Origin of the sequence: Microvirga sp. (assembly GCF_014699075.1) — a bacterium.
Lineage (GTDB): Bacteria > Pseudomonadota > Alphaproteobacteria > Rhizobiales > Beijerinckiaceae > Microvirga.
Genome location: NZ_JACXAB010000018.1, coordinates 58,206 through 78,713, shown reverse-complemented (window position 1 = coordinate 78,713; position 20,508 = coordinate 58,206). Strand labels below are relative to the sequence as shown.

Here is a 20,508-nt window from a genome sequence, read left to right as displayed (position 1 = left end):
CAGCAACAGGATCAGCATCGCATCTCAGAGGCTCATCTGACGATCAGAAAATTGAAACGATGTCGTCGGACCTCACACGTTAGTGTCGATGGAGTGTTTCTGCCGCCACGCTGAAACCCTTTCCTGGGCTAACGGTTCATCCGATTAATGTATGTTAGCCTGAGCAGCCGCGATGGGCCTACCAAGCAAGCACCCAAGGAGAGCATCAATGCCGCCCGACGCTTCAGGTGACGTGCGCCTGCCGCATGTGAACGACTTACACCCGGATATCGCCACCTTCATGATCGCACGCGCGTTCGCCGAGACCTATCGGGATGTGCTCGATGCACCAATCCCCGACCCGCTCATCGCCATCCTGCGCCAGATGGAAATCAGAGATGCCGACCATGAATGCTCTCCATCCTGAGCCTCATCTAGCCCTGATCGATACGAACAGGTCTACCAGCGCTGGCCGCAGGTGCTGTTGCTGATCTCGTCCAGTTATGCCCAACCGAGTCCTGACGAGATCCCGGACTATGAGCACTTTGTGTCAAAGCCTTACATTGGGGCCACTCTCGTGCGGGACATCAACGAAATGATGCACACCATGCGAGGATTGTAGGGATTAATGGGACCTCTGCGTCGGGGCCGTCGGAGATCCTCAAAGGCGAACCTGCACGAGACTTCTGGTCGTGAGTGCATCACCCGTCGCGGCAAAAGCCGCCGTGTTGTCGAAGATGCACCAGGTGTCGACGCCCGCTCCGGCATCCCTCGCGAGCACCTCCGCGATGGCTGCCAGATATTCGGCAGTATAGGCAGAGTAGTAGATCCGGGGCGAGCCATGCAGGCGATAGTACGACAGACCGCGCCAGCCACCCGGGTCACCTGCGCTTGGAACCGGGGTTGGGTCGGCTGCGACGCGGGCGATCCGGAGCTCGGCGAGCAGGGCCTCAACCTCCGGTGTGAACCAGGAGATATGTCGGGGTTCGCAAACGATGCTGCCTTGGACCCGGGCTCTCAGCTCCCTCAGAAAGCTGTCAGTGATGCCAGCTTGGAAGGCCAAACTCGGAGGCAGTTGAACCAGTAGCGGCCCGAGCTTGGGCCCGAGGCCTCCCACCTCTGAAAGGAAGCGCTCCAGCAGATTACCCACCTCCCTCAACCGGCGCTCGTGGGTAATCGCCTTTGGTACCTTCACGGCAAAGCGAAAGTCCTCTGGCACTGACGCTGCCCAGCGCTCGTAGGTGGCTGTCCGATGCGGACGACAGAACGAGGAGTTAATCTCGACCGCGTTAAGGACAGCGCCGTATCGCTCCAATTGGGATCCCGCCAGAGGAAAGCGGGCTGTATGCTCCTTGGGGATGTTCCAAGCGGCGGTTCCGATCCGTAGTGTGCAAACCGCTCCATCGCCGAACAGACGGGGAACTCGAGAGCTCACGTGGACACGGTTAATAAAGGTCTGCATGCTCCCTCACTCGCCGAAGCGGACCAAGGCGCACAGATCCTCGATCAAGAGCTTGCGTTTATGGTCTGGCAAAAAGCCTTTGCAGGTTGCATCCACCAGCGCCTCCAGTTCCTGTCGGCTTGGACGGCGCTCCCGAATCTCGCGGACCCACATGACGATCAGCGAAGCATTACCGGCACAGAGGGGCAGTCGTCGACCATCTTCCGTGCTAAGGTCAAGATCTGATCAAGGGGTTGTGTCAGGGTCGGTGGGCATGGGCGGATCACTGTCGCTTGAGCTGATTGTAAGCTCCGGTCATCGGAGAAATCTTCCTCTGCCAACGTCAATAGGCACAGGGCCGTTCCGCCTCCTCTCGAGTTTAAGCACTAGCCGAATCAGGGTTCCCATACTCACACCACGCTTACTCCCGCGGATATTCTTTTGCGCTTCGAGAGCGGTGGGGGTCACTGCCTGCTGTGTTGAGACCATGCGCAGATGTACTCCGGCTCGGTCCGTTCCTGTGCCTGCCTGATCTTGCGGGCGCCCATCTGGGCCCATCAGATCAGGCGCGTAGCAGGCGAGGCGAGAGATGCGTAGGCATCGCGCCTGTTCGCCCGGAGTCTAGGCTCTATTATTCACTATGCATACTCTTGGGCTGCTAAACAGACCTCGAACTTGTATGATTGCGAACTGCACCTTTTGACACTGAGCTGAAGTACAACGATGGTCTGCTCTCGGGAGGAGTAGCGGTACACGAAGGAGTATACCCGCCTCTTCACGGTGGCCGGAGCCCTGCAGGCTGAGCGCATCATGGGGGTTGAGACAGGCGGATGCCCGCATACAGCCATTCGGGAGGATACCTCGATCAACTTAGCCGCCATCGCCACCATGCGGAAACGCTTCCCCGAGCTCGACGTCGTGCTGGTGGAGTCCGGCGGCGACAATCTGTCGGCGACGTTCTCGCCCAAACTCGCGTATCTGACAATCTACGTCATCGACATCGCGGACGGTGAAGAAGTTCCACGCAAGGGTGGCACAGGCTACACCCGCTCAGACCTTTTGGTGATCAACAGGATCGAACTTGCGCCCTACGTTGGGGCGTATCTCGCTGTCGTGGAGGACAAGAAGCGCATGCGCAGCCAGCGCCGCTATGTCTTCAGCGATATTCGAGATGGCGTTGGCATCAACGCCATCTCGCAATTTATCGAAAGAGCGGGCGATCTATCCGCGGCCGCCTGAGAGGAGCATCCTATGAGATTGAAGCATGCCCTTCTTGTCGTTTTCATAGTGGTGTCGGCCATACCGGCCCTTGCGCATACGAGCATCCATCCCGTTTCAGGATTAGGTGACGGGTTTGCGCACCCTTTAACGGTCTTGACCATATGCTGGCCATCATAGCAGTCGGTCTCTTTGCCGCTGTGCCCAGTGAACGGGCTGTCTGAGCCGTTCCGGCGACCTTCGCTTCCATGATGCTCGTCGGTGGCGTGATCGTATTCATGGGCATTGAAATTCCGGCTGCCGAGGTGGGCATTTTCCTTTCGGTGGTCATTCTCGGCGTAGCGCTATCCGCTAGGATCCGCTGAAGCACCACTGTAGCTATAATGCTGACCGGAATGTTTTCCCTCTTCCAAGGCTGCGCTCATGGAACTGAGATGCCAATGGAAGCCGCAGCAACCCGTTATAGTCTCGTCCTTGTTTCGGCCACCGCCCTTCTGCATAGTGCGGGTCCCACACTAGGCATTGTCCTCGTTGGCCGCCAGAAGATCCACCGCTTGGCAGGTGTGGACGTCAGTATTGCAGACCTTGCTATATCGCTGAGTTGAGGTTGCCAATCACGGGGAGCGTAGGTTGCCTATCCACTCTTATCGATCTGTACTGATTAATTGAGAACTCCTGACGCAAAGGTCCACCACCGCATCGGCCGGTCCGCTTCTGGTACACCTGACACTTAAGTCAGATTGCAGCAATCCCCACCTAAACGGACATTCCAAAAGGTCCGGGACATTGGTGCCTGACTCGAAGCGATCCTTCCGGGTTTTACCAAGGGGACGACTGCGATGTTCACTGGCGGGTTTCTAATGACGTCGAGTATTTCGATTGTGTACATTGATGCTCAAGGGACCTTTGCAGTCGATGCTTCGCCGGTTACGGTCTTGGATGAAACCAATGAATGGCGCACTCCATGACCGGATACGGAGATACCTATTACGCCCGCACACTTGCTGATGGGTCGCAACGGCCTTCTCTCCAGGGAGCAGTGACCGCCGACGCAGTCATCGTAGGCGGTGGCCTCGCAGGTCTTACGGCGGCACTCGATCTGGCACGGGCGGGGCGCTCCGTGGTGGTTCTTGAGGCTGAAAGGGTTGGCTGGGGGGCTTCTGGACGTAACGGCGGCTTTGTCGGGCCCGGATATGCAACAGGTCATGCTGACATAACCCGTATGGTTGGGGCGGAGCGGGCGCAGGTTCTGCACCGTCTTTCGATCGAGGGCGCCCGGATCGTCGAGGAGAACATCGACGGCCTCACCATGAGCGACAACAAGCGCGTTTACGGCAAGTTGAGCGTGCTTCGATATCATGATCCGGATAGCCTTGAGCGGCATTGCGAGATGATGCAGAGGGAATTCGGTTATCGCCTCGAAGTGATGCCGACCGATGCCGTGCGAGCCGTGCTGCGGTCGCCGAAGTATCATCAGGCGATTTACGACCCTGCGAGCTTTCACTTTCATCCTCTCAACTATGCCCGCTCGCTGGCGAAGGCCATCGAGGCCCTTGGTGGACAGATCTTCGAGAAGTCCCGCGTCACGGGATGCGATCTCGACCGGGCTGAGAAAACCGTCAGGACAGCGCAGGGAGAGGTGAAAGCACGAGACGTTGTTCTAGCTGGGGGCGGGTATACGGACGAGCTGGTGCCCCTCTTGCGCCGCAGCATCCTGCCGATCGCAACCTACGTGCTGCTGACGGAGGCAATGCCCGAAAGGATCGCGGAGGCGGTGCGCACGCCGATGGCGATCAGCGACAATCGTCGTGCCGGGGACTACTACCGCCTCGTTGACGACGGCAGACGCCTTCTCTGGGGCGGCCGGATCACAACCCGCACGACCGAGCCCCGCCGCCTCGCTCAGATGATGCAGAGAACGATGGTCTCCACCTATCCGCAACTCGAGGGCGTGCGCGTGGATACGGCGTGGTCGGGCCTCATGGCCTATGCCCGCCACCTGATGCCGCTCATCGGGCAGCTCCGTCCGGGGGTCTGGTATGTGTTCGGCTTCGGTGGGCGCGGCATGAACACGACAGCCATCGGAGGACGCGTGATCGCGGAAGGGATCCTCGGATCAAGCGACCGTTACAGGCTCTATGAGCCGTTCGGCCTCAGGTGGAATGGAGGTCTGTTCGGTGTTGCCGCGGCACAGCTCACCTACTGGACCTACCAAGCCATGGATCTTGCCAAGGAGCGTCGTGCGGCTCGCGTCGCCTGACGCGGGTCTCCAGTTTCTCACGATGCGCTAGTCGTGCCCAAGGCGCATGCGGCGTTCCAGGAAGCGGCTGTAGGCGCCCATCCCGTAGGAGAACACCAGGAATACGACAGCGGCGAAGACGTAGCCTTCCAGCACAGCAATGCCAACCCAATTGGGATCCGTCATCGCCGTGCGCACGGTGGAAAGGAAATCCAGGAGGCCGATGATCGTCACGAGGGTCGTGTCCTGGAAGAAGCCGATGGAAATGTTCACCAGCGGCGGAATTGCGATCTTCAGAGCCTGGGGCAGAACGATCAGACGCATGGACTGCCAGTAGTGCAGCCCCATGGCACTGGCGGCTTCGTGCTGTCCCCGTGGGATTGCCTGCAGCCCGCCGCGTACGGCCTCTGCGATATAGGCAGCTGCGAAGATGATGATGGCAATCTGAGCCCGTAGCAGCTTGTCGACAGTGATCCCGCTCGGCATGAAGAGCGGCAGCATGACGGACGCCATGAACAGGATGCTGATGAGCGGCACGCCTCGGATCACCTCGATGAATACAATGGCGATCACCCGGATGGCAGGAAGCTTCGAAGAGCGGGCTAAGGCCAGCACGACCCCAAGAGGAAAGCCGAGGGCTAGGCCGACAGCCGAGAGCAAGAACGAGAGTGGCAGGCCGCTCCATTGCGTCGTCGGCACATAACGAAGGCCGAATACCCCGCCCCAGAGCAGAACCGCCGTCGTCACGATCGTGACACCCCAGAGAACGAGGAGCCTGCTCGTCCAAAAGCGTGGGATCATCGTCACAATGATCGCACCGAGGAACAGGATCATTGCGAGCATGACGCGCCAGTGCTCGTCGTAAGGATAGACGCCGAAGGTCATAAAGCGAAGCTTGGCTTCGTAATAGGGCCAGCAGGCACCTTGCCCCATCTTGCACGCCTGAGCGCCCCCTGTGGTGACGGCTCGGGTCACAAGCCAGCCATAGGCGCCCTTAACCGCGAGCCAAATGATCCACAGGCTGACCAGCGTGATCACCGCATTGACCGGGGTGCCGATGAGGGGCTTCAGCGTACGATGGAGCAGGCGGCGTCCTATATCCGGCTCACGCCGAAGAGGCATCTTGAGTTGCGCTTCGGCAATGTCGGTTGCAGTCGTCATGGCCTAGCGCTCCTTCAACGCGACACGGCTGTTGTACCAGTTCATGAACAGCGAGATCGCAATCGATAAGCCCAGATAGACCAGCATGAAAATCGCAATGCCCTCGATTGCCTGACCGGTCTGGTTCATGGTCGTGTTCGAGACCATCACGAGATCCGGGTATCCGATCGCAATGGCAAGGGACGAGTTCTTGAAGAGGCTCAAGTAACTGCTGGTGAGCGGAGGGATGATGACCCGCAGCGCCTGCGGCAGCACCACGAGCCGCATCGTCAGCCCGTCTCTCAGGCCCAGGGCCCGCGATGCTTCCCATTGGCCCTTGCGCACCGACAGGATGCCGCTTCGCACGATCTCTGCGATGCCCGCCGAGGCGGACAGGGCAAGACCGACGAGGAGAGCCGTGAATTCCGGCGTGAGCTGCGAACCGCCGGTCAGGCGAAAGCGCCCCTTCTCGGGAAGGCTGACCGTGAACTCAGGCTGCAGGATCAGGAAGGCGAGAGCCGGCGGGAGCAAGAGAGCAAGGCCAACCCACGGCCAAACGGTTTGCGCCTTTCCGGTTCTGATGCGCTCTGCGGTGATGCGGCGGTGAACGGCAACCGCGAGAACTCCTCCCAGAACCAGCGCAGCGAATATAATCGTATGAGCACGGGTCCAAACCAGCGACGGAACGGTTAGCCCGCTGTTGCTCACAAACACGTGGGGAAGGACCTCCCACGCCTCCCGGACCGCCGGCAAGCCGGTGACGATCAGGGCATACCAGAGGAAGAGATAGAGCAGGAGAGGGACGTTCCGCAAAGCCTCCACGTACAGGAAGGCGAGAAGAGCGAGCAGCGGATTGCGCGACAGTCGCGCGATGCCGACGACGAGGCCCAGGACGGAAGCTAGCACGACGCTCCAGACCGAGACCCAGATCGTGTTGACGATGCCGGCCAGGATGGCGCGGCCGTAGGTGTCTGTCGGCTTGTAGTCGATCATCGTCTGGCTGATGACGAAGCCTGCCTCGCGGCTCAGGTAATCGAAGCCCGTGGCGATGTTCTGTTCGGCAAGCTTCTGCGAGACGTTCGAAAACAGATAGAGTCCAAGGAGAACGATGCTCCCGACCGCGAGGACCTGATAAAGGATCGCCCGGAAGCGAAGATTGTAGAGGAGCCTCGTCCCGCTCATCGCATCTACCCGCATGTTGATCCTTTCCGGGGAGCACTGAAGACGGAACGGGCGGCCGCACGGCCGCCCGTTGATTTCAGACTACCGGAAAGGCGGCGCGTAGAGCAGGCCACCTTTGTTCCAGAGCTCGTTCGGGCCGCGAGACAGGCCAAGACGTGTCTCAGGGCCGAGGTTACGCTCAAAGACTTCCGAGTAGTTTCCAAGGGACTTGATGACGTTGTAGCCCCACTTGTTATCGAGGCCGAGCATCTTTCCGAGGTCGCCGTTCACACCCAGCATGCGCTGGATCTCCGGATCCTGGCTCTTGAGTTGCTCGTCCACATTGGCCTGGGTGATGCCCTTCTCCTCGGCGGCAATGAGGGTATAGACCGTCCAGCTCAGGATATCGCGCCAGTTCGGATCGTTCTGACGAACTGTCGGGGCAAGCGGCTCCTTCGATATGGTCTCCGGCAGGACGACGTATTCCGAAGGATTGTTGGCGATGGCACGGACGGAAGCGAGATCCGAGCGGTCCGAGGTGATGGCATCGCAGCGCCCGTTGAAGAATGCATTGCGCCATTCGTCGGAATTTTCGAACACCACGGATTCATACTTGATGTTCCTGGGTCGGAAGAAATCCTCCAGGTTCTGGAGCGTGGTGGTGCCGGGCAGGAGGCAGATCGCGGCATCGGCGAGTTCGCTGGCGCTCTTCACATTGAGCTTGGTTGATACCATCAAACCCTGACCGTCGTAGAACACCACAGGCCCGAAATCGAGGCCGAGGGATGCGTCGCGTGAGAAGCTCCAGGTGTTCTGGCGGGACAGGATATCCACCTCACCGGACTGTACGGCCTGGAAGCGAACGTTCGTATTGAGCGGGACGAATTCCACTTTGTCGGGATCGGCGAAGATCGCCGCCGAAATCGCGCGGCAAACATCGACATCGAAGCCGCGTCGCGCGCCCTTGTCGTCGGCATAAGAGAAGCCGGGCGAGACGGGCGAGACGCCGCAGAGGATCTTGCCGCGCTTCTTGACCGTGTCGAGGGTCGCCTGTGCAGAAGCCGGAGCGGCCGAAACGGCGGCAACACCCGCGATGAGGCCCATTGCGAGCCAACGGGCCAAAGATCTGGATTGTGTCATTGTATTCCCTCTTTCCGTGCGCCTTATCCGGCCGCTACCCTTCAAAGCTAGACCCTAAACAACCGAGGTATCAAGGGTAGAATTTCCCAACGTAAGGCATTCCGGAACTTGCCGGTTGACCAAAAGGGATGCACAGTCGCGATCCTTCCGCAGTAAGTCTTGCCGCTGCTTATCGTTCGCGAGTTGTCATGCCGATCCTGCCTCAAGCCGATACTGTCCTCACAAACGGCCGCGTCTTCCGTGGCCTCTCAGAACAGGTGACCGAAGCGGTCGCCCTCTGGGCCGGTCAGGTGCTGGCGGCGGGGTCGGCAGCCGACATGGAGGCACTTATTGGGCCGCGGACACGCGTGATCGATCTCGCGGGCCGCCTCGCCACTCCTGGCCTGTGCGACTCGCATATGCATCTTCTCCCTTACGGTGTCATCATGGGGCACGTTGATGTGCGTGCGGCCTCCGCGCCCACTCTTGCGGCATTGCTCGAAAGGGTTAGGCAGCGCGCTTCCGTTACGCCGCCTGGTCAATGGATCCAGGGACGCGGATATGATCAATTCGAACTCGACGTCAGGCGTCATCCCCTTCGCGAAGAGCTCGATGCCGTTGCGCCCGATCATCCCGTTGCCATCGTGAGGGCCTGCGGCCACGTGACGATCTGCAACTCGAAGGCGCTCGAACTGGCAGGCATCGACGAATCGACTCCCGTTCCGCAGGGGGGCGCCATCGAGCAGCGGGACGGGCGCTTGACGGGGCTGCTGGCGGAGACCGGGCGTGACCGCCTCAAGGCCGTTCTGCCGGAGCCGACGGACGAAGAACTCGTTCAGGCTATCGATGATGCCGGCCGTGCATGCCTTTCCTATGGGATCACCAGCGTGATGGATGCCGGTGTCGGCATGAGAGCGGGCTACCGGGAAGTCGCGGCTTACCGCACCGCTCAGCGCCTCGGTCGCCTGCCCGTGCGGACGACGCAGTGCCTGCTTGGAGGTCCGGGCGGCATCCTGGAGCAAGCCTATGCGGATGGCGTGGTGACGGGCGTGGGCGACTCCATGCTGCGCGTCGGTCCCGTGAAGATCTTCACCGACGGCAGCGCCGGCGGCCGGACTGCCGCCATGAGCGAGCCTTACGTCGGAGAGCCGAGAACAACCGGCCTGATGCTCCTGCACGACAACGAGATGAACGATCTTGTGCATGACTACCACGCAAAAGGCTATCAGCTGGCTGTCCATGCTATCGGGGATGCGGCGATCGAGCAGACGCTTAACGCCTTCGAGCGGGCTCTCGAAGCCATGCCGGATCCCGATCGCCGCCACAGAATCGAGCACGCAGGCTATGCGCGAGCCGACCAGAATGCCCGCATGAAGCGCCTGGGCGTCCAGCCGGTTCCGCAGCCCGTGTTCATCTACGATTTCGGGGACCTCTACGTTTCCGTCGTAGGCGAGGAGCGGGCGAAGCCCTCCTATCCACTCAAGACCTGGATCGATCTCGGCTTCAAGCCTGCTGCCGGCAGTGACGCGCCGGTCTGCGACATCAATCCCTTCCCGAATTTCTATTCGATGCTCACCCGCAAGACCTCCCACGGCACCGTCATGGATGAACGGGAGGTGGTCTCCATTGAGCAGGCCATCACTGCCTTCACGGAGTTCGGCGCATACGTGAACAAGGCCGAGCACGAATGGGGGCGCCTCGTGCCGGGCCTCGCGGCGGATGTCGCCGTGTTCTCCCGCGATCTTCTGACGGCTTCGCCTGAGGAAATTCTCAACGACACCCGTTGCGATCTCACGATCCGCGGAGGCGAAGTGGTGTTCGACCGTCACGGAGAGACAGCTCGCTGATCCGCGTATCTCAAGAAGATATGGCGCGACAATTCAAAAGGCCCCGAGGGATCTCGGGGCCTTACGTGCTTTGTGAACCTGCCACTCAATTGCGGATGGGGAAGACGCGGGGGCTCAACTCTTCGAGTTCCCGTCCCGCCCAGTCTCGCCGGGAGGCTGACGCAATCGCCTCGGCTTGGCCTCGACGCAGCATCTCGATGTCTTCGTCGATGTCGAAGTCCAGCACCTCGCCGTCGCGAACTACTTGGCGACCATCGACATAGACATCCCTGATGGCCCTGTCGTTGGCCGAGTAGACGAGGCTGCGGATCGGCTCGTAATCGGGTTGCATGTAGGGGTTGCTCATGTCGACGACCGAGAAATCCGCCTTGCAGCCAGGGGCAAGGCGCCCCAGGTCCGGGCGGCGGATCATGTCGGCGCCCACGGCCGTGGCTGCCATGAACGCGTCTCGCGTTGTCGAGGCCGTGAAGCTCCCCGCAATGATTCGGCCCGCGTAGCAGGCCATGCGGAGTTCATCGAGCATGTTGTGGGGAAAACTGTCGGTGCCGATGCCGACCTGGATGCCTGCCTTCACATAGCGGCTCAAGGTGTTTAGGGCGATGCCACGCCGGGCGAAGACCACGGGGCAATGTGCGACCTGAGCCCCGCTGTCGCGCAGGCGCTCGAAATCGTTAGCATGGGGCCAATGCAACCAGGGATGATCATTCAGGAAGATGCAGTGACCGATGATCGTGTCGGGCCCGAGGGCACCGATCTTGTCCAACCACTCGATGGGGGTGCAGCCATAGCGGCGCATGATCTCCTGGAATTCGACGATGCTCTGCGCGGCGTGGATCTGGATCGGCTGGTTGCGCTCACGTGCAGCATCGAGCGCGTCGCGGATCTGCCCCTCCGTGCAGGTGTCGATCTGGGCGGGTGTGAAGTAGCCGGTGATGCGTCCGCTCGGGTGCTTCGAGGCCGCATCAGCGATGTCGATCGCCTCGCGCAGCAACCGGTCTCCGGTTGCCGGATCGAGGTTGTATTCCACCGAGTGGCCATTGGTGGTTTTCCAGGGACCGGAGCGGAACATCCCCCAGAGGACTGCGCGAATGCCGGTTTCAGCATATTCATCGGCCCAGGTCTCGCGCGGCCTGCCGAGATCGCAGATGGTCGTGACGCCGCTCTTCAGGAGCTCCGATGCAGCGACGCGAAGCGCCGGGCGCGTGTATTCGGGACCGATCTGGAAGACCGGCATGAATTCGTAGAGAGAACTCTGGCCAAGGCGCGGGCTACCCAGCTCCTCCAGCATGCCCTTCCAACCGGGCTCATGGCCGGGATGGCTGTGGATGTCCACGAAGCCGGGGATGATCATCATTCGGCTGGCATCGACTTCCGTATCGGCGGAGCCGGAATAGCCGCTCCCGACGTGGACGATGTCCGCTCCCCGGATTACGAAATCCGCGTTGCGAAGATAGACATGCGATTTCGCTCCCTCGTCCCAGGCGACGATCCAGTCGCAGTTTCGGAAGAGGGTCGTCTTTGCGACGGTGTCGGTCATAGAAAGCTCCAGGGAGACAGGAAAGGGCCTATCAGAAGAGTGTGAGTGCCGTCAGGACTCAAGAGCCTGCGAGAGGCGGACATGGCCGACCGCCATGGCGACGGCGGCCTGGGTCGGCTCGACGATGGGGATCCCGACAGCCTCTTCAAGGGTTGCGCGATAACGAGCCATGCCGGCACAGCCCATCACGAGGGCGTCGGCTCCATGAGCGGTTTTCAAGGTCCGCCCGACCTCGATCATGCGACCCAGGGTTTTTCCCTCATCGGACAACTCAGCAACGCCCAGTCCGATCGGAAGGTCGGCCGCGAAGCGATCCATGACGCCCATCGCACCGAAATAGCGCAGATGCCGCGGAACCGAGGTCGGCAGGATCGCGATCACGCCGAAGCGCTGCCCGAGGGTGAGAGCCGTCAGCACGCCGCATTCCGCAATCCCGAAGACGCGACGGCGGCTCTGCTCGCGTAGGGCATGGAGGCCCGGATCCGAGAAGCATGCGACGACGAAGGCGCCTGCGCTCTCCTCCAGCTCTGATGCCTTGCGCAGCATCGGCATGATGACGCCGTCCACATCCCGCTGAGACTGGATGCCGGGCGGCCCCTCAGCCAGGGAGAGACAAACGATGTCGGGCCCGTCGGTGCTTCTCAGGGGCGCCACGGCTGCATCGATGGCAGCCGTGACCGTCTGCGACGAATTCGGATTGATGACATAGACCGAAGAACTCATGGCTGCTTCATCTCTGGGCCGCGAGAGGCAATGAGTAGGGTGCCAGAACAGACAGGGTGCGGCCCTGCGGATCGTCCTGCTCTGCCCGTCGGCAGGCGCGCCTCTGCGCATCCTGGAGTTCGCGAACAGCGCCCTCGTAATCCAGATTGGCGATCCGGCGATTCTTCACGATGGCCTGACCGTCCACGTAGACATCGCGAATGGCACGCTCTGCGGCGCAGTGGATCAGATTGCGCAACGGATCGTGGATCGGCTGCATGGCTGGATGGCTCAGGTCGACGAGAGACAGGTCCGCCTTGGCGCCGGGTGCCAGTCGTCCGATGTCACTGCGGCCGAGAGCTTTGGCTCCGCCGGTCGTCGCGGCGGCGAAAAGGCTGCCTGTATCCAGGTCGAAGACGCTGCGGCCGGCAACACGCGAGCAGATCATGGCTTCGCGCATTTCCTCGATCATGTTGAAGGGATAGCTGTCGGTGCCGATGCCGACATTGACGCCGGCGCGCAGATAGGCGCCGAGGCTCTCCAGGGTCATGCCGCTGCGCGCGAAGGTGACCGGGCAGTGGGCGACCGACGTGCCGCTTCGGGCGAGCCGGTCTAGGTCGTCGCGGCTGCGCTGCCGGGTCCAGGAATGATGATCGAGGAAAATGCAATGCCCGAGGATCAGATCCGGTCCCAGAACGCCGAGGCGCTCCAGCATGGCAGGCGCCGTTTCCCCCGTGCGCCGAAGCAGTTCCTCATGCTCCGCCATGGTTTGCGCCGCATGGATGGTGATCCGCATGCCGCGGCGGCGTGCTTCAGCTACGGCATCACTGATCAGCTCTTCCGAGCAGGTTTCGATCTGCGACGGTGCGACCACGCCATCGATGCGGCCGCTGGGATGAGCACGCGCCTGATCCACGAAGGCGAGCGCTTCGGCATAGCGCTCCCGTCCTCGCGACTCGTTCCATTCGAAGTCGAGGCGATGGCTGCCCCCCATGCGCCATTGCGCTTCGCGGAAGCCGGGGGCGAGATAGGCCCGCAATCCGCTTTCGGCCGTCAAGGCGAGCCATTGCGCGTGAGGCGATGCGATGTCGAGATATGTAGTAACGCCGCTGCGCATCAGGTCGCCCAGCATCACCGTCTGGCAGGCGGCCTTGGCATCCTCGTCTGAGTCGATCAGGGCCGAGTATTCGTAGAGGGCATTGCCCCAGAGCGCTGAGGTGCCGACATCCTCGAACAGGCCCTTGGCGATGGGCTCGTCCCCGGAATGGCAGTGAACGTTTACGAAGCCGGGCATCACCATAATGGAGGTGCCGGCAATCTCCTCGTCTGCATGATCCGCATAGGCCGGACCCACATACAGGATCCCTGCCTTTGAGAACGCTACGTCGGCATCCTGTATGTAGACATGCCGCGCGGCGCCTTCGTCCCAGGCGACCACCCAAGCGGCTTTTCGGACAACCGTTACAGTGTCAGTCATGATGTGAGGCACCGGTGTAAAGAGATGAGTTTTGACAGGCTGGAACGCTGGTTGGTCTTGTCCGCGCGCTCACAGCAGATGTGCCCCGAAATTGGTCTGGGGGTCGAATTCTGGGCTCAGGCGCCCAGTTGGCCGCATCGCGGCGGAAGGTTCACGCAGCTGCAATTGGCCTGATCCAGCCGCGGCCTGAAGCCTTCCTTCCGCGACGATCACATCTCCCCGACGCAAAACAATCTCGGGCCAGCCTCGCAGGGTGCGGCCTGAAAAGGGATTGTAACCGACATTGTCGTGCAAGCCGTCATCGGTAAGCGTGACCTCCCGATCCGGATTCCAGATTGCGATATCGGCGTCGGCACCAACGGCAATGGCGCCCTTGCGCGGGTAAAGGCCGTAGATCTTGGCCGGCGCCGTCGCTGTCAGCTCGACGAACTTTTCCAGGCTCGACCTGCCTTGGCTCACCATGGCGTCGAACAGGAGCGGCAAGCGTGTCTCGAGTCCGGGAAGTCCATTGGCGATCTGCTTGAAGTCCGGGTTGGAGCCGGCGGAAAGCTTGCCGGTCTCATCGAACCTGTAGGGCGCGTGGTCGGAGGAGACGACCTGCAAATCACCGAGTTCGAGCGCACGCCACAAGGCTTTCTGATCGTCCGTCGAGCGGGGAGGAGGGCTGCACATCCATTTGGCGCCCTCCAAACCTGGCCGGTCCAGATCCTGCGCCGTCAGGAACAGATATTGCGGGCATGTTTCAGCGAAGACCTTGATACCCTCGCCGCGGGCGCGGCGAATGACGGCAGCGCCTTCGGCGGTGGAAACATGGAACAGCATGATAGGCTGATCCAGGAGCTGGGAGAAACGGATGAGGCGCTCGAATGCTTCGATCTCGCACACTCGTGGGTGGCTTATGCCATGAAATTTCGGCTCGACATACCCGCGCGAGACAAGCCTGTCGGCCATCCATTTGATCATGCCATGGTTCTCGGCATGGGCGCAGACAAGGGCGCCATACTTGCGGGCTACCATCATCACGTCCAGAACCTGCTCATCGAGCAGGCGAACGCGATCATAGGTCATGAAAATCTTGATCGACCGGTGCCCGTTCTGGATCAGTTCCGGCAGGTCCCGCTCCAGCGTTTCCGGTGTCGGATCGGAAATCCAGAGATGAAAGGCATAGTCCGTTACGGCGCCGGCCGCAGCAAGGCACGAGTAGTTCTCGACGACACCCCGCAGGCTGTCCCCGCGATGCTGCGCTGCAAAGGAGATCACAGTCGTGGTGCCGCCAAAGGCAGCCGAGCGGGTGGCCGTCTCGAAGGTGTCGGCGTTCATCAGCCCGCCGCCTGAGAGCTGCTCGATATGACAATGGGCGTCGACGCCGCCGGGGAGGATCAGTTGTCCCGTTGCATCAATATTGCGTCGCCCGTCCGGAAGGTTCCGGCCCAGCGCAACAATCTGGCCATCGTGAACCGCGACATCAGCAGTCGACACGCCTTCGGAAGTCGCAAGGCTTCCGCCTTTGATGACCAAATCGTACACGGTCGTTAGACCCCCGAAGCTTGGGACTTGCGTCTGGTTCAATCTTGATTCTGTCTGCAATCTAGGCAGATCGATTGAAACGCAGCAAGGGGCCTAATCGTGAGTTCAGTCTGCCCTCGCAAAATCGTGCCTCGTCCAAAGCTTTGATGAGCCAGTCCGTTTCAAGTGTACCGTTGTAGGATGGTGTCGATTTGGGGCCCTAGGAGCAAACGCGCTGTCAGCGTCTCTCCATAATGACATAGAGGCCGGCCACCGGTCGCGCAGCTTCGAGGCGGATGGTGCCTTCCATGACGTCCAGAATGGCGAAGTCCGTGGCCGCTGCCTTGAGGTGCTCGAGGGAATGGGCGAAGCGGCCGGAGGGTTGCAGCGTGAAACCGTCTCCTGCGGCGACCTCGATGCTCAGGGCGAACAGGCCCCCTTGCACCATGGCACCGGCTGCGGCGCGCAGGATCGGTCCGAGATCGCCGAAATAGATCAGTGAATCCGCCGCGAAGATGAGATCGAAACGGCTCGGGGTTGCCTCGAGATAGGCCATAGCCTCCGACTTAACGAGTTCGGAGTATCCACCGCGCTTGGCTGCCTCAGCCAGCATGCCTGACGAGATGTCAACGCCAGTCAGGTTAGGGCCGAACGAAAGCAGCTCCCCGGCGGCCAGTCCGGTGCCGCATCCCAAGTCGAGCATGCGGTTGAAGCCGGTCCGGTGCCCGGCCAGAAGCTTCGTCATCTGACGCGGGCCATCGTATTGGAGTGTCGAAAGCAATTTGCCATCGAACTGTGGCGCGAACTGATCGAAATAGGTTTCGATATACTCCACAGGTGCTGCCGTCATGCTTCGCGCGAGAACGGCGTCGAGCAGATAGCGCCTGACCGGGTCATCGGGCTTCTCGGCAAGCCGCATCCGGCCGATCTCAGCGGCCGCTTCGAGGTGGCCGGAAGCGCTGAGGACGGAGAAAGCATCCCGCGCGATGATGTCGAGATCCTCGCGGTGCTCGCCTGCAATCTCGTTGTAGTCTCGCAGGGCCTCCTGAACGCGGCCTTCAATCATCGTCTGGAACGTGATGGCCCGCGCCTGCTTCTGCAAAGCTGCCGGATCGAGCGGCAATGTCAGCCGTGCGGCTTCATCGAACGCTCCCGCGCAGTCCGCAAAATCGGATACAATGAAGCATAGGTGTCCAAGGGCATAATGAGCCAAGCCGTTGACAGGATCGAGCGTGACGGATTCTCGCACGGCCGCCAAAGCCTCCTGGTACTGCTTTTTCCTGAACAACAGCAGTCCAAGGCCAAGATGGGCAGCGGCGGCCTCCGGATTGAGAGCGACCGTTCGCCGATAGGCGTCCTCAGCCGTCTCGCTATCATCCAGCCGGTCTGCCACGCTGGCGAGCGTCTGCCAGGATTGAGCATTGTGCGGATTGATCTGAAGGGATGTCCGTATGGCCGTCAGCGCCTGCTCATCGCGATCCGAACCGCTGTAGACGCTTGCGAGATCGCGCCAGATGTCAGGATCGTTGGGCATCAGGGAAAGAGCGGCCTCAAAGGTTCGGGCCGCCGTATCGAAACGTCCATTCTCCCAATGAACAAGACCCAGCTTCCGCAAAGCCGGAGCCGGATGCCCGAACTGGTCGACGATGCGGCCGAAATCCGGCAGGCTCGCCTGCAGGTTGGCCACCAGTGCCATTGTAACACTGACGGCAGGGAGTTGGATGTTCGTCATGGGAAGGATCCGAATCTCATTGCAGGCTGAAGCCAAGTCACTGAGAAGGATGATTACACCCACTGGCTTTGCTGGACCTTGCGGGCCGATGAGCCTAAGGCCTGCGCATGCAGCGCCTCGCCATGGCCACGACTGCTGGTCCAGGGACAGTCTCAGGGCTGGTTCGACTGCGGATCACATTTCTCTGAAGTGCCGGAGCATCCGCTCCGTATTCGCTTCCAAGCCTGTAAAATGCTGGAAGGCCCCAATGGCCTGAAAGACTGCCATGCCGCCGCCCGACATGGTGCGGCAGCCGCGGAGACGGGCTTGGCGCAGCAATTCCGTTTCAAGTGGGAAATAAACGATATCGGCAACCCATAGGTCAGAGCGCAGGAGATCTGGGGGAACCGCCATGCCGGGGTACTTTGCCATGCCCAGCGGCGTCGTGTTGACCATGCCGTTGGCCGAAACCAATGCCTCTGCGGGTGAGCTGCTGGCAGTGGCACGGCCTTTGCCGAACCGTGCACACAGGGCGGTGCTGAGATCCCTGGCCTTGGCCTCATCCGTGTCGAGAATAACGACTTCGCCGGTTCCAAGGGTGAGAAGGGCATGCGCGACCGCCGCGCCCGCGCCGCCGGCGCCGAACTGGACAACTCTATCGCGACGCACGTCGGGCAACTCGCGCCGGAAGCTCTCGGCGAAGCCCCACCAATCGGTGTTGTGTCCGATGCGCCGGCCGCGGTTCAGCACGACCGTGTTCACAGCCCCGAGCGCCGCCGCATCCGGCGACAGCTCGTCGAGAAGAGGGATGACGGCCTGCTTGCAGGGATGCGTGATGTTGAGTCCTGCAAAGCCGAAACGCTGGGCGGCCGTAAGAATCTCCTGGAGCGCACCTGCATCGAGGCCGAGCATCTCCAGGTCGATCAGCTTGTAGACATAACGCAAACCCTGCTCCGCGCCCTCGCGCTCGTGGAGGGCAGGGGTCCGGGATGCCTGGATGCCAGTGCCAACCAGACCGACGAGGACCGAAGGGTGGCGCCATGACCCCGAGGCTTCACCGGTCCGGGATTGCTGTTCAGGCGAAGGGCTGCCTGCCATTGGTTTTAAGCCTTTGCCGGCAAGGCGCCGATCATGTCGAGCATGGCACGCACGGCAATCGAGTAGCCCTTGGTGCCGAGGCCCGCGATGACGGCGGTCGCTACCGGGGAGACGTAGGATCTGTGATAGATCGGTTCACGCCGGTGGATATTCGAGATGTGCAACTCGATGAGTGGGCCTGAAAACATCTTAAGGGCATCCATGATGGCCATGGATGTAAAGGTGAAAGCGGCCGGGTTGATGATGATCCCGCCCCCCTCGTCAATGGCCTCATGCACCCAATCGATGACTTCGTATTCACGGTTCGACTGCCTGAAGACAATCGGATGGCCGGAGGCGGCATCCCGGCACATGGCTTCGACCTCGACCAAGGTCGTTCGCCCATAGATCTCGGGTTCGCGCGTTCCGAGGCGGTTGAGATTGGGCCCGTTGAGAATATAGATCGGCTTGCTCATTGGAATCTGTCTCTGAAAAGGAGCAGGCTTATCCCTGGTAGCCGAAGAGGCGCGGCAGCCAGAGCACGGTTTCGGGCACGAAGGTCAGGATTGCGAGCGCAATGATCATGGCGAACAGGAAAGGCAGCGAGTCACGGACGATGTCGCGCAGGGGCTCGCCCGAGATGTTTGCCATAATGAACAGGAGTAGCCCATAAGGCGGCGTGATCAGCCCGATCATGATGTTGACGACCACCACCACGCCGAAATGCACGAGGTCTATTCCGAGGGCCTGGGCGGTCGGGATAAACACCGGCACCACGATCAGCAGGATCGCCGTTCCTTCCAGCACACATCCTAGGAGCAGCAACAGGACGTTGACGAAGATCAGGAAGCCGACGGGGGATAAGTTCCACCCTGCAAGCAGGGCCTTTACGCCTTCCGGAATGTTCTCGACAGTGATGACATAGTTGAACACGAGCGCGCCTGCAATCAGCATGCCGATGGAGGCTGTCGTCCTGGCGCTGACGGCAAGCGCATTATAGAAATCGCGCCAGCTCACGCTGCGATAAAGCCCTGCCGATATGAGAAGCGCATAACCGGCTGCGACAGCTGCCGCTTCCGTCGGAGTCATCACGCCGCTGTAGATTCCGCCGAGAAGAACGATCGGCATCATGAGCGAGGGAAAAGCCTCCCAGGTGATCCGCGGCAGCTTGCGAAGCGGAACTGGTTTCTCGACGGGGAAGTTTCTTCGTCGGGCAGTGGTTGCGACGATGATCATCTGGCTGAGGGCCATCAGCAGGCCCGGAACAACGCCGCCGAGGAAGAGAAAACCGATCGAAGCATCGGACACGAGGGCGTAAAGCACCATCGGGATCGATGGAGGGATGATGGGGCCGATCACCGACGAGACCGCCGTCAGGGCGGCAGCGTAGCTTCCGGGATAACGGCCGTCGCGCGTCATCATGGCCTGCATCATGCGCCCTGTGCCGGCAGCATCGGCGATGGCCGAGCCGGACATCCCGGCGAAGATGATGCTCTGCAGAATGTTGACCTGGGCGAGGCCGCCGCGGAAGCGGCCGACCAGCGCATTGCAGAACGCCATGAGGCGGTCCGTCATGCTGCCGATGTTCATGAATTCGGCGGCGAGAATGAACAGCGGGACCGACAGGATGACGTAGTTGGAATACATGCCATTAAGCAACTGCTCGGCGGCTGTTCCCATATCGAGGCCTGCCAGGAGCAGGTACAGGATCGAGCCCGCGATCATCGCGTGGCCGATCGGCAGGCCGAGGAAGGCGAGGGCGGTGATTGCAACGAGCGAGATCGAGAAGGGGCTGGTCAGGTTCATACGCCGGAGCTCGCTTTGGTGGGGTCGAATTCGTCCGGCGCCACGCCTCGCATGGCCTGCCAAGCGATCCAGATGTAGCGGATGATGGTAGCGATGGCGAAGACGACGTAGATCGAGAACAGCCAGTCGAAGCGAATCTTGAGATAGCTTGTTTTCTCCACCTTCATGAAGGTGACGTAATCGATAACCGCCGGAAGCGAGATGACGTAGAGAGCAATCACGGCGAATGCGTTGACGAGCGCCATCACGCGGCGAGGCCTAGGGCCGACGGCCCCATAGATGATGTCGAACCGAATTTCCTCACGCTCGCTGACGACGAACGCGGCGCCCCAGAGGACGAGCCAGAGCCAGAGGACGACGCTGATCTCGTGCGTCCATCCGATCGGGAGCCCCAGAAGATACCGGAAGGCGATCTGGAGGAGGAAAGCTGCGAACATCGCGGCCAGCATGGCAGCGGCGATGTTCTCCGCGCGTCGAGCAAGCCACGAGCCGAGTGCCCGCAATGAGGAAGTCATGGGAGCCGTTCCTTCGTGAGAAGGCGCTGAACA

At 61.0% G+C, this 20,508-nt stretch carries 17 protein-coding genes and 2 pseudogenes; 6 read left to right on the top strand and 13 right to left on the bottom strand.

Features of this window, described 5'->3' with window-relative positions:
* Nucleotides 1–208: 208 nt before the first annotated feature.
* Complete coding sequence (locus IC232_RS20195; RefSeq protein ID WP_190846754.1) at nt 209–406, top strand: hypothetical protein; 198 nt, start codon at nt 209–211, stop codon at nt 404–406.
* Nucleotides 407–640: 234 nt separating this feature from the next.
* On the opposite strand, the gene IC232_RS20190 is transcribed toward IC232_RS20195, so the two are convergent.
* A complete protein-coding gene (locus tag IC232_RS20190; protein ID WP_190846753.1) occupies nt 641–1,441 on the bottom strand; it encodes a DUF72 domain-containing protein in 801 nt (266 codons plus the stop codon).
* Between IC232_RS20190 and IC232_RS20185 the strand changes: the two genes are divergently transcribed.
* From IC232_RS20185 to IC232_RS20160, 4 genes and pseudogenes are all read left to right on the top strand, one after another.
* On the top strand, nt 1,415–1,666 hold the full coding sequence (locus IC232_RS20185; protein ID WP_190846752.1) for a hypothetical protein: 252 nt from the start codon (nt 1,415–1,417) through the stop codon (nt 1,664–1,666). The two genes, IC232_RS20190 and IC232_RS20185, sit on opposite strands and share 27 nt — an antisense overlap.
* Before the next feature lie 504 nt (nt 1,667–2,170).
* Nucleotides 2,171–2,659: pseudogene (gene ureG, locus IC232_RS20180) on the top strand (urease accessory protein UreG); the annotation flags it as partial.
* 134 nt (nt 2,660–2,793) lie between these two features.
* Nucleotides 2,794–3,243 (top strand): annotated as a pseudogene (locus tag IC232_RS33310) (HupE/UreJ family protein); the annotation flags it as partial.
* A gap of 359 nt (nt 3,244–3,602) precedes the next feature.
* The gene (locus tag IC232_RS20160; RefSeq protein ID WP_190846748.1) at nt 3,603–4,898 is read left to right on the top strand and encodes an NAD(P)/FAD-dependent oxidoreductase; all 1,296 of its coding nucleotides are present in this window, start codon (nt 3,603–3,605) and stop codon (nt 4,896–4,898) included.
* Nucleotides 4,899–4,925: 27 nt separating this feature from the next.
* Here IC232_RS20160 and IC232_RS20155 read toward each other — a convergent pair whose 3' ends face one another.
* The 3 genes from IC232_RS20155 to IC232_RS20145 all read right to left on the bottom strand — a co-directional run bounded on the left by IC232_RS20155 (nt 4,926) and on the right by IC232_RS20145 (nt 8,318).
* The gene (locus IC232_RS20155) at nt 4,926–6,038 is read right to left on the bottom strand and encodes an amino acid ABC transporter permease (protein ID WP_190846747.1); all 1,113 of its coding nucleotides are present in this window, start codon (nt 6,036–6,038) and stop codon (nt 4,926–4,928) included.
* A 3-nt stretch (nt 6,039–6,041) separates the two neighbouring features.
* Nucleotides 6,042–7,214, bottom strand: coding sequence for an amino acid ABC transporter permease (locus IC232_RS20150; RefSeq protein ID WP_190846746.1), 1,173 nt, complete (start codon nt 7,212–7,214; stop codon nt 6,042–6,044).
* A gap of 66 nt (nt 7,215–7,280) precedes the next feature.
* The gene (locus tag IC232_RS20145) at nt 7,281–8,318 is read right to left on the bottom strand and encodes an amino acid ABC transporter substrate-binding protein (RefSeq protein ID WP_190846745.1); all 1,038 of its coding nucleotides are present in this window, start codon (nt 8,316–8,318) and stop codon (nt 7,281–7,283) included.
* 188 nt (nt 8,319–8,506) lie between these two features.
* On the opposite strand from IC232_RS20145, the gene IC232_RS20140 reads away from it, so the two are divergent.
* Nucleotides 8,507–10,144 carry an amidohydrolase gene (locus tag IC232_RS20140; protein WP_190846744.1) on the top strand — a complete coding sequence of 546 codons (1,638 nt, stop codon included), beginning with the start codon at nt 8,507–8,509 and terminating at the stop codon, nt 10,142–10,144.
* Between the two features lie 85 nt (nt 10,145–10,229).
* Here the strand turns inward: IC232_RS20140 and IC232_RS20135 are convergent, their stop codons facing one another.
* The 9 genes from IC232_RS20135 to IC232_RS20095 all read right to left on the bottom strand — a co-directional run bounded on the left by IC232_RS20135 (nt 10,230) and on the right by IC232_RS20095 (nt 20,475).
* Nucleotides 10,230–11,681 carry an amidohydrolase family protein gene (locus IC232_RS20135; protein WP_190846743.1) on the bottom strand — a complete coding sequence of 484 codons (1,452 nt, stop codon included), beginning with the start codon at nt 11,679–11,681 and terminating at the stop codon, nt 10,230–10,232.
* Nucleotides 11,682–11,732: 51 nt separating this feature from the next.
* Nucleotides 11,733–12,404: an aspartate/glutamate racemase family protein gene (locus IC232_RS20130; protein WP_190846742.1), complete on the bottom strand. Its 672-nt coding sequence runs from the start codon at nt 12,402–12,404 to the stop codon at nt 11,733–11,735.
* 7 nt (nt 12,405–12,411) lie between these two features.
* A complete protein-coding gene (locus tag IC232_RS20125) occupies nt 12,412–13,860 on the bottom strand; it encodes an amidohydrolase family protein (RefSeq protein WP_190846741.1) in 1,449 nt (482 codons plus the stop codon).
* 69 nt (nt 13,861–13,929) lie between these two features.
* Nucleotides 13,930–15,387 carry a dihydropyrimidinase gene (hydA, locus tag IC232_RS20120; protein ID WP_190846740.1) on the bottom strand — a complete coding sequence of 486 codons (1,458 nt, stop codon included), beginning with the start codon at nt 15,385–15,387 and terminating at the stop codon, nt 13,930–13,932.
* Between the two features lie 217 nt (nt 15,388–15,604).
* A complete protein-coding gene (locus tag IC232_RS20115; RefSeq protein WP_190846739.1) occupies nt 15,605–17,098 on the bottom strand; it encodes a tetratricopeptide repeat protein in 1,494 nt (497 codons plus the stop codon).
* Nucleotides 17,099–17,272: 174 nt separating this feature from the next.
* A complete protein-coding gene (locus IC232_RS20110; RefSeq protein WP_190846738.1) occupies nt 17,273–18,175 on the bottom strand; it encodes a shikimate dehydrogenase in 903 nt (300 codons plus the stop codon).
* 5 nt (nt 18,176–18,180) lie between these two features.
* Complete coding sequence (locus IC232_RS20105; RefSeq protein ID WP_190846737.1) at nt 18,181–18,630, bottom strand: type II 3-dehydroquinate dehydratase; 450 nt, start codon at nt 18,628–18,630, stop codon at nt 18,181–18,183.
* Nucleotides 18,631–18,658: 28 nt separating this feature from the next.
* Nucleotides 18,659–19,960: a TRAP transporter large permease gene (locus tag IC232_RS20100; RefSeq protein WP_190846736.1), complete on the bottom strand. Its 1,302-nt coding sequence runs from the start codon at nt 19,958–19,960 to the stop codon at nt 18,659–18,661.
* Entirely contained in the window at nt 19,957–20,475 is a 519-nt protein-coding gene (locus IC232_RS20095) for a TRAP transporter small permease (RefSeq protein WP_190846735.1), read from the bottom strand. Before IC232_RS20095 ends, IC232_RS20100 begins: the two co-directional genes overlap by 4 nt.
* Nucleotides 20,476–20,508 lie beyond the last annotated feature (33 nt).